The 13,744-nt window shown below is 59.5% G+C and carries 10 protein-coding genes and 1 tRNA gene; 3 read left to right on the top strand and 8 right to left on the bottom strand.

The annotated features are described in order from the left end of the window. Nucleotides 1–2: 2 nt before the first annotated feature. Nucleotides 3–1,778 carry an acetolactate synthase 3 large subunit gene (locus tag RBB47_RS00305; RefSeq protein WP_305983713.1) on the bottom strand — a complete coding sequence of 592 codons (1,776 nt, stop codon included), beginning with the start codon at nt 1,776–1,778 and terminating at the stop codon, nt 3–5. Between the two features lie 604 nt (nt 1,779–2,382). Here RBB47_RS00305 and RBB47_RS00310 point away from each other — a divergent pair. The 3 genes from RBB47_RS00310 to RBB47_RS00320 all read left to right on the top strand — a co-directional run bounded on the left by RBB47_RS00310 (nt 2,383) and on the right by RBB47_RS00320 (nt 4,556). Then, nucleotides 2,383–2,458: transfer RNA gene (locus RBB47_RS00310), tRNA-Lys, on the top strand. A 537-nt stretch (nt 2,459–2,995) separates the two neighbouring features. Beyond that, nucleotides 2,996–4,363 (top strand): MFS transporter, encoded by a 1,368-nt coding sequence (locus RBB47_RS00315; RefSeq protein ID WP_305983714.1) that lies wholly within the window; start codon nt 2,996–2,998, stop codon nt 4,361–4,363. A 4-nt stretch (nt 4,364–4,367) separates the two neighbouring features. Beyond that, a complete protein-coding gene (locus tag RBB47_RS00320; RefSeq protein ID WP_305983715.1) occupies nt 4,368–4,556 on the top strand; it encodes a hypothetical protein in 189 nt (62 codons plus the stop codon). 345 nt (nt 4,557–4,901) lie between these two features. Here the strand turns inward: RBB47_RS00320 and RBB47_RS00325 are convergent, their stop codons facing one another. The 7 genes from RBB47_RS00325 to RBB47_RS00355 are packed head-to-tail and all read right to left on the bottom strand — an operon-like array spanning nt 4,902 to nt 13,654. Beyond that, nucleotides 4,902–5,642: an amino acid ABC transporter ATP-binding protein gene (locus RBB47_RS00325; protein WP_305983716.1), complete on the bottom strand. Its 741-nt coding sequence runs from the start codon at nt 5,640–5,642 to the stop codon at nt 4,902–4,904. A gap of 1 nt (nt 5,643) precedes the next feature. Beyond that, entirely contained in the window at nt 5,644–5,994 is a 351-nt protein-coding gene (locus RBB47_RS00330) for a RidA family protein (protein ID WP_305983717.1), read from the bottom strand. After that, entirely contained in the window at nt 5,987–7,897 is a 1,911-nt protein-coding gene (locus RBB47_RS00335) for a propionyl-CoA synthetase (protein ID WP_305983718.1), read from the bottom strand. Before RBB47_RS00335 ends, RBB47_RS00330 begins: the two co-directional genes overlap by 8 nt. A gap of 3 nt (nt 7,898–7,900) precedes the next feature. After that, nucleotides 7,901–8,641, bottom strand: a complete 741-nt coding sequence (locus tag RBB47_RS00340) for an SDR family NAD(P)-dependent oxidoreductase (RefSeq protein WP_305983719.1) — start codon at nt 8,639–8,641, stop codon at nt 7,901–7,903. After that, nucleotides 8,638–10,290, bottom strand: a complete 1,653-nt coding sequence (locus tag RBB47_RS00345) for a hydantoinase B/oxoprolinase family protein (RefSeq protein WP_305983720.1) — start codon at nt 10,288–10,290, stop codon at nt 8,638–8,640. The genes RBB47_RS00340 and RBB47_RS00345 overlap by 4 nt, the downstream gene beginning before the upstream one ends. After that, nucleotides 10,290–12,374, bottom strand: coding sequence for a hydantoinase/oxoprolinase family protein (locus tag RBB47_RS00350; RefSeq protein ID WP_305983721.1), 2,085 nt, complete (start codon nt 12,372–12,374; stop codon nt 10,290–10,292). The genes RBB47_RS00345 and RBB47_RS00350 overlap by 1 nt, the downstream gene beginning before the upstream one ends. 5 nt (nt 12,375–12,379) lie before the next feature. Further along, the gene (locus RBB47_RS00355) at nt 12,380–13,654 is read right to left on the bottom strand and encodes an FAD-binding oxidoreductase (protein ID WP_305983722.1); all 1,275 of its coding nucleotides are present in this window, start codon (nt 13,652–13,654) and stop codon (nt 12,380–12,382) included. Nucleotides 13,655–13,744: the final 90 nt, after the last annotated feature.

A 13,744-nucleotide genomic window follows, 5' to 3' on the forward strand; every position in this document is an offset into this window, starting at 1 on the left:
ACTTAGACGAGGGACTTGCCTTCGGCGCTGATCGCGTTGGCAACCACTTCGTCATTGGCTTCGTCCGGCAGCAGCATTTCGTTGTGAGCCTTGCCCGACGGGATCATCGGGAAACAATTGGCAAGGTTGGCAACCCGGCAGTCGAACAGGACGGGCCGGTCGACCGAAATCATCTCTTCGATGGCTCCGTCCAGGTCTCCCGGCTTTTCGCAGCGGATGCCGACGCCGCCATAGGCTTCGGCCAGCTTCACAAAATCGGGCAGGCTGTCGGTGTAGGAGTGGGAGAGGCGGTTGCCGTGCAGGAGCTGCTGCCACTGGCGCACCATGCCCATGTACTGGTTGTTGAGGATGAACACCTTGACCGGAAGGCCGAACTGGACCGCAGTCGACATTTCCTGGATGTTCATCAGGATGGAGGCGTCGCCGGCAATGTCGACACAGAGTGCGTCGCGATGGGCGACCTGTGCACCGATGGCGGCCGGCAGGCCGTACCCCATCGTGCCGAGACCGCCGGATGTCAGCCAGCGGTTGGGCTCCTCGAAGCCGTAGAACTGGGCTGCCCACATCTGGTGCTGACCGACTTCGGTCGTGATGAAGGTCTTGCGATCCTTGGTCAGTTCATACAGCCGCTGGATCGCGTATTGCGGCATGATGACGTCGTCGTTGGGTTTATAGGCCAGCGAATTGCGCGCGCGCCAGCTGTCGATCTGTGACCACCAGGATTTCATCGCCGTGGCATCGGTCTTCATCGAGGACGACCGCCAGATGCGTACCAGATCCTCAAGAACGTGGCCGACATCGCCGATGATCGGCAGATCGACATTGATCGTCTTGTTGATCGAGGACGGATCGATGTCGATATGGATCTTCTGCGAATTCGGCGAAAACGCGTCGGTGCGGCCGGTGATGCGGTCGTCAAAGCGGGCGCCGACATTGATCATCAGGTCGCAGTCATGCATGGCCATATTGGCTTCATAGGTTCCGTGCATGCCGAGCATGCCGAGCCAGTTGTCGCCGGAGGCCGGATAGGCGCCGAGGCCCATCAGCGTGGAGGTGATCGGAAAACCGGTCAGAGAGACCAGCTCCCGCAGCAACTGGCACGCCTGCGTGCCGGAATTGATGACCCCGCCGCCGGTATAGAGAATTGGCTTCTTGGCTGCTGCCATCATCTCCGCCGCCTTGCGGATGGATGCGGCGTCGCCCTTCAGCTGCGGGCGGTAGCTTTTGTGGGCCGCCGCCGGGTTCGGTGTCGGACCCTGGTAGGTTCCGGTGGCAAACTGGACGTCCTTGGGAATGTCGACAACCACCGGACCCGGACGGCCCGACGTTGCGACGTAAAAGGCTTCATGCAGGACCCGCGGCAGGGCTTCCACATCCCTGACAAGCCAGTTGTGCTTGGTGCAGGGGCGGGTGATGCCGACCGTATCGCATTCCTGGAAGGCATCGTTGCCGATGAGGTGGGTGGGAACCTGCCCGGAAATGCAGACGAGCGGAATGGAATCGAGCATCGCATCGGTGAGCGCAGTCACCATGTTGGTCGCGCCGGGACCGGAGGTGACAAGAGCGATACCGGGCTTTCCGGTCGAGCGGGCATAGCCTTCGGCGGCGTGGCCGGCACCCTGCTCATGGCGCACCAGGATATGCTCCAGCCCCTCCTGCTGGATGATCTCATCATAGATGGGAAGCACTGCACCGCCCGGGTAGCCGAAGATCGTGTCAACTCCCTGGTCTTTCAGCGCCTGGATGACCATTTCGGCGCCGGTCATTTCCCGTGTCATTTTCTCGTCCTTGCATTTCGTGGCCCTGTTTGCGGGCCTTGGCTCATGAATACTTGTATCGTCTCTTGCCTGCGGCGTCGAAGATCCGGTTGAAGAGAGCGGGCTGTCAGGAGGCGGGTACAAAAAAAGGCCCCTTGGGGAGCCTTGGTCGCGCGCCATCCTGTCCGAACGGGTCTATCCCGCTCCGGAGGCGCGCTTTCCTACCACTACTAGAATGAGCGACATCATCATGTCGTCCCGGTCCTTCGATACTGCAGGTCCTCAAGACCTTTATCGGATATGACTGAAAAGCGATCACTTTCGCAGCCGCCCTGCCAAGCCCGCATACCCGCCGGTCTTGACGCGCCGCACACTAGTGAGAGCGCCTTGACCGGTCAACCCCAAATTTCGATTGTTGCGCGAAAGATGCGTAAAGTTTTTAAAAGTTTCCTTGAGCACCTCAAGAAAGCCGTTTCCTTGTCGCTGTGCAACGTTTTGGCCGTGGCCTGCAAAAACCGCATGGCCGCAATGAAAGAAAAGTGTCACAATGCGTGTTGCAAGCCGCCGGTGCGCACTATATACACGCGCTCTCCGGCACGCCGCCCTTGCGCGGTGCAACGTTGATGGGTGTGTAGCTCAGTTGGTAGAGCAGCTGACTCTTAATCAGCGGGTCCACGGTTCGAGCCCGTGCTCACCCACCAATTCTCCCTATAATTTCAATAACTTTGTCTACGTTGCTGATCAGAGCACGGCAACATTAGATCACGCCCAGATCACATGCGAAAAGGTTCCACGGGGGCGATTTGGGCCGTCCGAGGCTCTTTTTCCGTTTCTTTTGAGTGGTTCGGAACCAAACTATGGCGGCGCCTCTGCAGTGATGCCATGAGCCAGGCGTCCCAAAAACGCGGTGCATGAGGTGCTCGGCCATCATGAGCGTACGCGTCTGGCACCGAAAAAAGAGGCGACCTGCCTGCTGGGTATGCTCGGAAGCAGGGAAAAAGTGGATGCACGAAAAGTCGCAAGAGCCCCGGACCAGAAACGGGGTGAACTCCACTTCCAGAGCCGCCCCGAGGATCCAATCTGCCGTTTCCGGTCGCTGGGCCCAGGTGCTTTAGAAGAAGTCAACGCCCTAGTCCCGGGCATCGGAGCGCCCCGGCCGCGTTGATTTTCTGGTGGATTGTGCGACCATCAGATGACGGGCAGGCGGTTGAAGATCCGGAAGAGGCAGGCGTTCCGACATGGCAGATACCGTTTCTGATTTGCCGTCGCCACGCTTGCCCTCGATCTTGCCTATTCTATCCGTGAATTTCGTTGGAACGCTGGGGTTTTCGATCGTCGTGCCCTTCATGGTTTTCCTCGTGACCGATTGGGGCGGCAATGCGCTGGTTTACGGAGTGCTTGCCTCGACCTATTCGGCGTTTCAGCTGATCGGCGCACCGATCCTGGGCAGATGGTCGGATCAGATCGGCAGGCGCAAAGTGTTGCTGGTGAGCCAGTTGGGCACCCTGGCGTCCTGGGTCGTGTTCCTTATCGCCTTTTACCTGCCCACCGATGCAATCATCCAGGTTGATTCCGGCCTCTTGGGGCAATTCGCACTGACCTTGCCGCTGATCGTCCTCTTCTTTGCGCGCGCGGCGGACGGTCTCACCGGCGGGAATGTTTCGGTCGCAAACGCTTATCTTGCCGACATCACGGATGATGCCCATCGCACGGAGAATTTCGGCCGGATGGCCATGTCGACAAACGCAGGTTTCATCTTCGGACCGGCGCTTGCCGGTCTTTTGGGCGCGAGTGTCCTCGGGGAAATGCTGCCGGTAATCGCCGCGCTCCTGATTTCCGTTGTCGCAAGCGTCCTGACGTATTTCGGACTGTCGGACAATCATGCCGGGATGCTGCGGACCAAACCGGGTCTCTCCAACGCCTGCAAGGTGTTCGGTCAGGAGACCAAGGAGGTTTACCGCCTGAAGGGATGTGGAGAAACGCCGAAGACGGATCTCATGCGTCTGCCTCGGATCCCGCAACTGATGCTCGTGAATTTTCTGGTCATGCTGGGATTCAGCTTTTTCTATATCGCCTTTCCGGTCCACGCGGCCACACGGCTGGACTGGACCGTGACGGATACCGGCGTCTTCTTCGCTGTCCTCAGCCTTTTCATGATGCTGGTCCAGGGGCCGCTGCTTGCGCGCGCCGCCAAGGTTGTGTCCCAACGCCTGCTGGTTTCCGGCGGCGGGCTTGTTCTTGGCCTCGGCTTCGTGTCTCTCTTCTGGAACACCACGGCCAGCATCTATCTTGCGGCACTCCTGATTGCCGTCGGCAACGGGCTCATGTGGCCGACTTTCACTGCCGTCCTATCGACATTTGCCGGCAACGAACACCAGGGCGCCGTTCAGGGAATGGCGAGCAGTCTCAGTGCCGCGGCGAGCATCATGGGCCTCATCGGCGGCGGCCTTCTTTATGACTGGATAACGTCGTGGGTGTTCCTATTGTCGGCGGCGACGATCACGCTTGCGGCTCTTGTCGCGTTTGCTCTGCCGGGTAGCACGGATGATCCCCGCAGGCGCTTCCTACGAGCAGACAGTGCTGAGTTATCGGGAAAGGAACCCTGATGACATGTCAATTCTGGTGTTCAGTTTTTCGATCCTGTTCGTCTTCCTGGTGCTTGTGGCCTGGCGCGAGAGCCAGGAATTGCCGCCGACTGTCCTCCTGATCATGGAGTTCGTGCGGGAGGATTCACCTCGTTTCGGCACCAATTGCTCTTGGCAGCAAAAAGGCAGATTGTTCCACCCGGTGACGCGGTGAGTGGGGCGACAAATCCAAGAAAACTCCAAAGAAATCTGATGTTTCTGGACAGTGACTGGTCAGCTGAGATCCACTCTTGGGGCTTGTCCGAGTGAGGATATGTAAATCCGTTGAAGATGTTGGCGACAACGATTTCAAAATCTCTGGAAACATCCGCCGAACCGGGAGTTTCGGAACTGAACTGCCCGGATTCCGGGGTGTAGCGGCTTTGTGTGCCGTTAGCGCTCGATACACCGGTTTGGTTGAACGCGAAATTGACAAAAAAAGAACCCGGCACTTCGTCCGGGTTCAAGTCGGCTGCCTTGGGAGGCTGCTTTGTTTTGAGGAAGCGAAGAAACCTGCCAATCAGTGGGTGAGCACCTGTTCGAGAAAGGTTTTTGTTCTCGGGTTGGTCGGGTGGTCAAAGAAGGAGACCGGATCGGCCTCCTCGACGATCTGCCCGGCATCCATGAAGATAACCCTGTCTGCGACGCGTTTCGCGAACCCCATTTCGTGGGTCACGCAGATCATGGTCATTCCTTCTTTTGCAAGTGTTTCCATCACGTCCAGGACCTCACCGATCATTTCCGGATCGAGCGCCGATGTCGGTTCGTCGAACAGAAGAATGTCCGGCTTCATGCACAGTGCACGTGCGATTGCCACGCGCTGCTGCTGACCGCCGGACAACTGCCCCGGATATTTCTGGGCCTGGTCGGCAATGCGGACTTTCTCCAGATACTGCATGGCGTGTGCCTCGGCGTCCGCCTTGCTTTCCTTGCGCGCAAGCACCGGCGCCAGGGTGCAGTTCTCCAAGATTGTCATGTGCGGAAACAGGTTGAAGTGTTGAAACACCATGCCGACATCCCGGCGGAGCAGCTCAATGTTGTGAGCCTCGGCGTAGATCTCGTCGCCATGGATCAGGATCTCGCCGGACTGGTGCTCTTCCAGCTGATTGATGGTTCTGATCATCGTTGATTTTCCAGACCCGGAAGGCCCGCATACGACGATTTTCTCACCCTTCGTGACTGAAAGGTCGATGTCCTTCAGGGCGTGAAAGTTCCCGTAGTACTTGTTCACTTTCCGGAGTTCGACAGCTGGCATGTCCATGTCATGGTCCCTCCTTGATGGCGGCCGTGATGATGATCTCGACCTTGAGTACGTCGCGGGCGAGACGTGCTTCGCCGCAGGCGCGTGCCGGGGCAAATCCGTCCGGAACCCAATCGTCCCAAACGGCGTTCATCTCCGCGAAGTCGGCCATGTCCGCAAGCCAGACAATGGCCTGGAGAACGTGCTCGCGATCCGAGCCCGCTTCCAGGAGAAGCGCGTCGATGCGCGACAGGCAGTCCCGTGTCTGCTCGACAACGGTCTCTCCAGCGCCGACCTGGCCGCACAGATAGGCAACGCCGTTGTGCTTGACGATCTTGCTCATGCGCGTGCTGGTATGAAGCCGTTCAATCATGCTGTCCCTGTCCGAAACCTCGTTTAGCAAGAACTCCGGAGATCTCGTCGAGAATGGCCGGGTCGTCGATGGCGGCCGGCATCTTGAAATCTTCGTTGTCGGCAAGTTTCTGCATCGTGCCGCGCAAGACCTTGCCGGACCTGGTTTTTGGAAGCCGCTCGACTTCCATCGCGGTTTTGAAAGCCGCAACAGCTCCGATTTTTTCTCGCACCAGTGCGACGAGTTCACGTTCCAGTTCGCCCGGATCGCGCTCCGCGCCGTCGTTCTGGACAAAGAACCCGATCGGCATTTGTCCTTTGAGCGCATCGGCTGCTCCCACCACCGCGCATTCGGCGATGTCCTTGTGGGCGGAAATGACTTCCTCCATCGCACCTGTCGAAAGCCGGTGCCCGGCGACATTGATGATGTCGTCGGTGCGCGCCATGATGAAGACGTATCCGTCTTCGTCGATGATCCCGGCATCGGATGTCGCGTAATAGCCCGGAAACTCCTCCAGGTAAGCCTTGTGGAAACGGTCTTCGGCGTTCCAAAGCGTCGGCGTGCCCGAGGGAGGCAGTGGCAGTTTGCAGACAATATTGCCAAGCGATCCGGCGGGGAGGGGATGTCCTTCGTCGCTGAGAACTTCGATCTCATAGCCCGGCATCGGGACCCCGGGGGAGCCCGGTTTGACCGGAAGAACGCCAAGGCCGACGGGATTGCCGGACATTGGCCAGCCGGTCTCCGTCTGCCACCAGTGATCGATCACCGGGCGCTGCAGTTTTTGTTGGGCCCACTCGATCGTCGCCGGATCGGAGCGTTCGCCCGCAAGAAACAGGGTGCGGAACCGGCTGAGATCGTGACGGTTGATCAGCGTACCATTCGGGTCCTCCTTGCGGATCGCACGGAAGGCAGTTGGTGCGGTGAAGAGCGCGACAACGTCATGATCGTCGATCACGCGCCAGAACGCGGCGGCGTCGGGTGTTCCGACGGGTTTGCCCTCGTAGACGATCGTCGCGCATCCATGCAGAAGCGGTGCGTAGCAGATGTAGGAATGTCCGACGACCCAACCGACATCCGATGCTGCCCAGAACACTTCTCCCGGCTTGACGCCGTAATGATGCTCCATGGACCATTTCATGGCGACCATATGCCCGCCGGTATCGCGAACGACGCCTTTCGGTTGTCCCGTGGTGCCGGACGTATAAAGAATATATGCCGGGTCGGTCGCCTGCACCGGGACACATTCCGGCAGCGTTCCCTTTGCCGCCTCCACCTCTCGGGAATAATCGAGATCCCGGCCTTGCTGCATGTCCGCTTCAAGGACATCGCGCTGTAGAATGATGCATGTCTCGGGTTTGTCGGTCGACATCTCGATGGCGGCATCAAGGAGCGGCTTATAGGCGACGACCCGTGTCGGCTCTATGCCGCAGGACGCGGAAAGGATGGCCTTCGGTTTGGCGTCGTCGATGCGCGTCGCGAGCTCGGTCGCTGCAAAACCTCCGAAAACGACGGAATGGATTGCACCCAGCCGTGCGCAAGCAAGCATTGCAAAGATGGCCTCGGGGACCATCGGCATATAGATGATTACCCGGTCGCCTTTTCCGACACCGTTTTGGCGAAGAACCTCCGCCAACGCGCCGACCTCTGTCTGCAGCTCGAGAAAGGTAAAGCGCTTGACAGAGTTTGTAACGGGACTGTCGTGCACGAGGGCCAGCCAGTCACCATGTCCGGCTGCAACATGCCTGTCGACCGCGTTCCAGCAAGTGTTGCAGATGCCGTCCGGGAACCAGCGCCCATAGGCGCCGGCATCAGGATCGAACGCCGTTTCAGGCATCTTGATCCAGTCAATCTCCTGCGCCGCCTTCATCCAGAAGGCGGACGGGTCGGCGGACCATGCGGCGTAAGTTTCCCGGTATCGGCTCATGGATCAGACCGTATAGTTGAGGCCGAGGCGGCCACCGTCGACATAGATGGTTTCGCCGGTGATGTAGCTCGCCTTGTCGGACGCAAGGAACGCCACCGTATCGCCGATCTCGCGGGCGGTGCCGACCCTGCCGATCGGGGTGCGCGACATCACCTTTGCAAGCGCCTCCGGATTTGCGTTGACGCCGGCCATCATTTCCGTGTCGATCGAGCCGGGGCCGACCGCGTTCACGCGAATACCGTGCGGTGCAAGTGAGAGCGCTGCCGCCTTCGTGAGCTGGTTCACGCCGCCCTTCGAGGCGCAATAGGCAGGAATGGCGGGAATGGCGACCTGTGCATTGATCGACGACATGTTGACGATCGAACCGTGAATACCCTTTGCAACCATGGTGTTGGCAGCGCGTTGGGTCGCGAAGAAGACACCGACAAGGTTCACGTTGATAACCCTGCCAAAGTCCTCAAGCGAATAACTCAGGAAATCGCCAGGAAGCGCGATGCCGGCGTTGTTGACCAGCACCGACACCGGTCCGATGTCAGCTTCAATCCGCTCGAACATCCCGGCAATCTGGGATGTGTCACCCATGTCGCAGATGTATCCGGAACCGCCGAGTGTTGCTGCTGCCGCGTGCACATTCTCCTGAATGTCGGACAGGACAACCTTGCAGCCGTCTTCCGCCAGTGCCTGGGCGCAGGCGAGACCAATTCCCTGGGCCGCACCGGTTATGAGGGCGATCTTCTCGCTCATGAGTTTTCTCCAGAATATCCGTAGTCTTTGGCAGCCCGGCTTGGAGAGACGACGCCTGCCTCGATGTCTGCCGCCACCTGCGACCGGTCCCGTTTCTCCGGGTCGCCAAATCCGCCTCCGCCGGGAAGGCTGAGCCGCAGGCGCTGGCCGTTGCGCACTTTTTGCCTTCCTTTCGATTTGAGGGGCGTGCCGTCGGTCAGCTCCACGCGCCCGGCGGCGCCCGGCCGTCCTCCATCGCGTCCGCGTGCCGGATTGTCGACCCTGTCGAACATGGCGTTGAACCAGAAATCGTATCCCGCACGCGCTTCGATTTCGATGACCTGACCGAGGCCGCCGCGGGTCTCACCCGCGCCGCCGGATCCTTCACGCAGATCCTTGCGCCAGACCGTGATCGGTCCGACATGCTCCGTGGCCTCCACGCTCATCGTGGAGACGCCGGATGGGAACGCCGTGGCAGACAGTCCATCTACGGTCGGACGGGCCCCGGTACCACCGGAGTTGAACATCAGGATCTCGGCGTTCTGCAATCCGCTGTCAGGATCGCAGGGGCGGGCTGAAATCTGAATGTTCCAGAGCGCCGACGCCCCTTCGGCGGGCACCGTGCCGGGCATGGCCTGGTGGAGAGCGCCAAGCACGACGTCGGGCACGAGATGTCCCAGGACATGTCTCACCGAGACAGGTGCCGGACGCTTCGCGGCAAGAATGCAGCCTTCCGGCGCGGAAATTTCAAAAGGCTCCAGCGACCCTGTATTGTTGGGAACGCTGGGGGCAATGGCGCATTTCAAACCGTAGCAGGCATACGCCCTTGTGTAGACTTCCGGAACATTGACGCCGAATGCGCTCATGCCGCTTGTGCCTGAGAAATCCGCGTTTAGACGGTCGCCGTCCACCTTGAGCGTGACGACCAGCTCGACTGGCTGGTCATACCCGTCAACGGTCATCGTGTGCCGATAGGTTCCATCTGGCACATTCGAAATCGCTTCCCTGGTCGCCTTGCGGCTGGATTCGGTCAGAAAATCGGACAAGCCTTCCAGATCGTCTATGCCGAATTCATCCAGCATTGCCTGCAGACGACGGTCTCCGGCCTCATTACAGGCTGCAAGGGAATACATGTCGCCGACAGTCTGGTCGGGCGTCCTGACATTGGCCCGGATAATCGAGATCAGAAGCGGGTTCACTGTTCCCCGTTCCGCGAACTTGGTTATCGGGATCAGCAGGCCTTCCTCGTAGACTTCGCCCGCATCGGGTCCGAACCCGCGTCCGCCGATATCGACGACGTGTGCCGTGCAGGCGAAAAAGCCGATATGCAGGCCTTTCCGAAATACGGGCGTGACCACGGTGATGTCGTGCAGGTGCCCGGTGCCGAGCCAGGGATCGTTGGTAATGAAAACATCTCCCTCGAAGATGTTCTGCATTCCGATCTCGCGAACGAAATGGGTGACGCTCTCGGCCATCGCATTGACATGGCCGGGCGTGCCCGTCACTGCCTGGGCCATCATCCGGCCCTGCCGGTCGAAAAGACCGGCCGACAGATCGCCGGCTTCGCGCACCGATGTCGAGAAGGCAGTCCTTATGAGCGTCGTCGCCTGCTCTTCCACCACGGCGATCAGGCGGTTCCACATGATCTGATAGTCAATTGCGCTCGGCATCAGCTGGCGTCCTTTCGGATCAAGAGAAGGCAGCCGTCTGGTTGGCCAATTGCCCGGTAAGCAGATGTCACGATTGTGGAGGTTTCCACCTCGACGATTACCGCTGGACCGTCCACGGCGGACCCGCTCTTCATTGACCGTCGCTCGACCTCCTGCGCTTCGACGTCCCGGCGCAAGGCGGCGTCATAGATGACCCTGGTGCGCGAGATGGTTGCCGCGTCTCTACCATTTTGACGATGAACCGCATCCGGTTCCGGCAATACAGAGGCGACGGTCAGGGACCAGTTCGTGATCTCGGGAGCAAGCCCGTCAATCGTGCGGCCGAAGAGTGTGCGGTAGGCCTCCTCAAAGGCTGTGAGGATCTCATCGACATCGCAGCCGGAAAACGCCTTATGCGGCAGCGGCACGGGGATTTCCCAGCCTTGTCCGGCGTAGCGCATGAACGCGGTAAGGCTTGTGGTTGTCCGGCCGTCTCGAACGCCTTGTTCGACGAACTCCCGGGCTTCGACCTCCATCGCCTGAAGCGCTGCATTGACCGCGCCTGCATCGAATTCCGACAACGTCTGGAACAGGCCCCGGGTCGCCTCGTAGCTGAAGGGAGCGCGCAAAAATCCGATCGCGGACCCGACGCCCGCGCCCGGGGGGATGAGCAAGGCATCGATGCCCAGCTTTTCACACAGACGGCAAGCGTGCAGTGGGGCACCGCCTCCGAACGCGATCATGGTGAAGTGCTCAATGTCGCGGCCATTTTCAACGGTGTGGACCCGCGCCGCGTTCGCCATGTTTTCATCGACCATCTCGGTCACGCCGAAGGCGGCCTCGGTCACCTCGATGCCCTGCGCGGAAGCGATCTTGTCGGACAGGGCGGTGAAGGCGTTGTCGACGGACAAGGGTATTTCACCACCGGCAAAGTTGTCCGGATCCAACCTGCCGAGAACCAGGTTTGAGTCCGTGACCGTCGGTTCGACCCCGCCTCGCTGATAGCAGGCAGGCCCCGGTTCGGAAGCAGCTGAACGCGGCCCGACCTGAATACGGCCCATCTGGTCGATCGAGGCGATCGATCCGCCACCTGCGCCGATTTCAACCATCTCCACCACCGGGGTGGACACAGTCATGCCCGACCCTTTCTTGAAGCGGTAGGTGCGGGCGACCTCAAACGTGCTTGCTGTTTTCGGCGAGCCATTCTCGATGAGGCAGATCTTTGCTGTTGTTCCGCCCATGTCGAACGACATGACCTTTTCGATGCCGTGCGCGCGTGCGAACTCGGCAGCAAAGATGGCGCCGCCTGCAGGCCCGGATTCCAGCAGCCGCACCGGTTGCTCTGACGCCGTCTCAACCGAGATCAGGCCGCCGCCGGAATGCAGCATGAAGACCGGGGCGTTTATTCCGCTCCCGCGAAGTTTGGTGACGAGGCGGTTCAGGTATGCCGAGACCTGCGGCTGGACATAGGCGTTGGCAATAACGGTGTTGAATCGCGGCAGCTCGCGCATTTGCGGTGAGATGACGGATGAGAGCGAGACAGACAGGTCCGGAGACAGGTCTTTCAAGGCGTCTGCCATCATCCTTTCGTGTGCATCGTTCGCATAGGCGTGCATCAGGCCGATCGCGACTGCTTCGAAGCCACTTTCCACGATGCGGCGCGCCATTTGCTGCGTCTCGGCCGGATCAAGAGCAAGCAGCACATCCCCCTTCGGTCCGACCCGCTCGTTCAAGGTGAAGCGGTGCTTTCTAGGTACCAGCGGCTTTGGCAATTGCAGGTTCAGGTCATATTGCTCAAACCGGTTTTCGGACCGCATCTCAATGACGTCGCGAAATCCTTCCGTCGTGATGAAGGCCATATTGGCACCGCGTCGTTCGATCAGCGCATTCGTGACCAGCGTGGTTCCATGAATGACCTGACCAATGTCCGAAAGCGGGATGCGCGCGTTTTGGGCGGCGATTTCAATGCCTTTCAAGATCGCCCGTTCCGGCTCGGCGTAATCCGTCAGCACCTTGCACGTGGCCGTACCGCCCGGATGGTCGAGCGCGACATCGGTAAACGTGCCGCCAATATCCACACCAACGCGAATGTCGGACCGGGTCATGCTTGTCAGAATCCTTTGATGAACTGGTTGGCCGTGAAGGCAATATTGTAGAAGCGGGACATCACCGGCGCGTTCGTGACTGCGGCCATATCAGTTGTTGGAAGCGGCAAGTCTTCCGGTTTCATGCCTGTCAACAGACCTGCAATGCCTTGCCCGAAGATGGTTCCTGTGGTGATGCCTCGGCCATTGTAGCCGATGGGCGTAAAGAGACCATCGTCGAGCACATGAATGCGTGGCAGATGATCCGGCGTCATCGCAATCTGGCCATGCCATGCTTCTTCAAAACGAATGTCGCCGAGGCCCGGAAAGAGACGGGACAGCTGCTTCTTGGCCCATCGGTGGGAAAGACCCTTGGATTTGTCGCCAATTACTTTTCCCATGGACCCGATGATCAGGCGATCCGCATTGTCCCGCCGAAGCGAGAACATGATGGGCGCGGTGTCCCACAGCCCCTGACGTTCCGGCAGAATGTGGGCCGCCTGTTCTCCCAACGGCTCGGTTGCCAGCTGGAAATAATGGATCATCGTGTAGGTCTTCTTCAGCCCGGGCCAAAGAGTGTCGGTGTAAGCGTTTGTGCCGAGAACAACCGATTTGGCAGAGATCTGTCCTTTGTCGGCGTGGACTGTCCAGCCGTCGCCCGTTTTTTGCAGGGACGTAACTTTGACGCCTGTGCTGATCGATGCGCCCGCGGCCCTGGCGGCCCGCGCAAGACCGCGGCAATATCCCATCGGGTTGATGGTGCCGGCGCGATGGTCAACCAGCCCGCCGTGAAAGGCCTTTGTTCCTATCTTCTCTGAAATTTGCTCACGGTTGAGCAGATCAACCGGTTCGCCCATGGAGTTCCATTCCTTCCACCTGGCTTCCAGGTCCCGAAAACCGGAGGGGGCATGCGCCGCGTGAATGGTGCCGTTTCGTGTTGCTTCGCAGCGGATCTGGTGCTTTTCAATCAGATCAAAAACCATCGAAGGTCCACTGCCAAAGCGTTGCAGGAAGCGTGGGCCGTAGGTGGTGCCGAGCTTTTCGCGCACTTGTGTGGGAGGTAGCCATATGCCGGCATTCACCAGCCCGACATTGCGGCCCGATCCCCCAAAACCGATATGATTGGCTTCGATGACACAGGCCGACAGTCCTGCCTCGCTGCAGTGAAGCGCGGTCGACAAACCGGTAAAGCCGCCGCCGACGATCACGACGTCGAACTTTTCTCCTTCCGGCAACTGACCTTCCAGGTCACGTTCCTCAGCAGAGACATCCCAAAGGGAAACAGGCATTGTCCGGGTCAAAGCGACAGCCTCCTTTTTGCGGCCTTCAAAATTTCCGGCCTTCTGGATTACTTGCAAACAACCCTATCGCGTGTCAATATAAGAAATAAA

The sequence above is a fragment of the Roseibium sp. MMSF_3544 genome, from assembly GCF_030732845.1.
Classification (GTDB): Bacteria; Pseudomonadota; Alphaproteobacteria; order Rhizobiales; family Stappiaceae; genus Roseibium.

Excerpts from the sequence above, each read along its gene's own strand:
- RBB47_RS00350 (WP_305983721.1), bottom strand. The coding sequence starts at position 12,374 with ATGACCCGGTCCGACATTCGCGTTGGTGTGGATATTGGCGGCACGTTT.
- RBB47_RS00335 (WP_305983718.1), bottom strand. The coding sequence starts at position 7,897 with ATGAGCCGATACCGGGAAACTTACGCCGCATGGTCCGCCGACCCGTCC.
- RBB47_RS00305 (WP_305983713.1), bottom strand. The coding sequence starts at position 1,778 with ATGACACGGGAAATGACCGGCGCCGAAATGGTCATCCAGGCGCTGAAA.
- RBB47_RS00345 (WP_305983720.1), bottom strand. The coding sequence starts at position 10,290 with ATGCCGAGCGCAATTGACTATCAGATCATGTGGAACCGCCTGATCGCC.
- RBB47_RS00340 (WP_305983719.1), bottom strand. The coding sequence starts at position 8,641 with ATGAGCGAGAAGATCGCCCTCATAACCGGTGCGGCCCAGGGAATTGGT.
- RBB47_RS00325 (WP_305983716.1), bottom strand. The coding sequence starts at position 5,642 with ATGGACATGCCAGCTGTCGAACTCCGGAAAGTGAACAAGTACTACGGG.
- RBB47_RS00320 (WP_305983715.1), top strand. The coding sequence starts at position 4,368 with ATGTCAATTCTGGTGTTCAGTTTTTCGATCCTGTTCGTCTTCCTGGTG.
- RBB47_RS00315 (WP_305983714.1), top strand. The coding sequence starts at position 2,996 with ATGGCAGATACCGTTTCTGATTTGCCGTCGCCACGCTTGCCCTCGATC.
- RBB47_RS00330 (WP_305983717.1), bottom strand. The coding sequence starts at position 5,994 with ATGATTGAACGGCTTCATACCAGCACGCGCATGAGCAAGATCGTCAAG.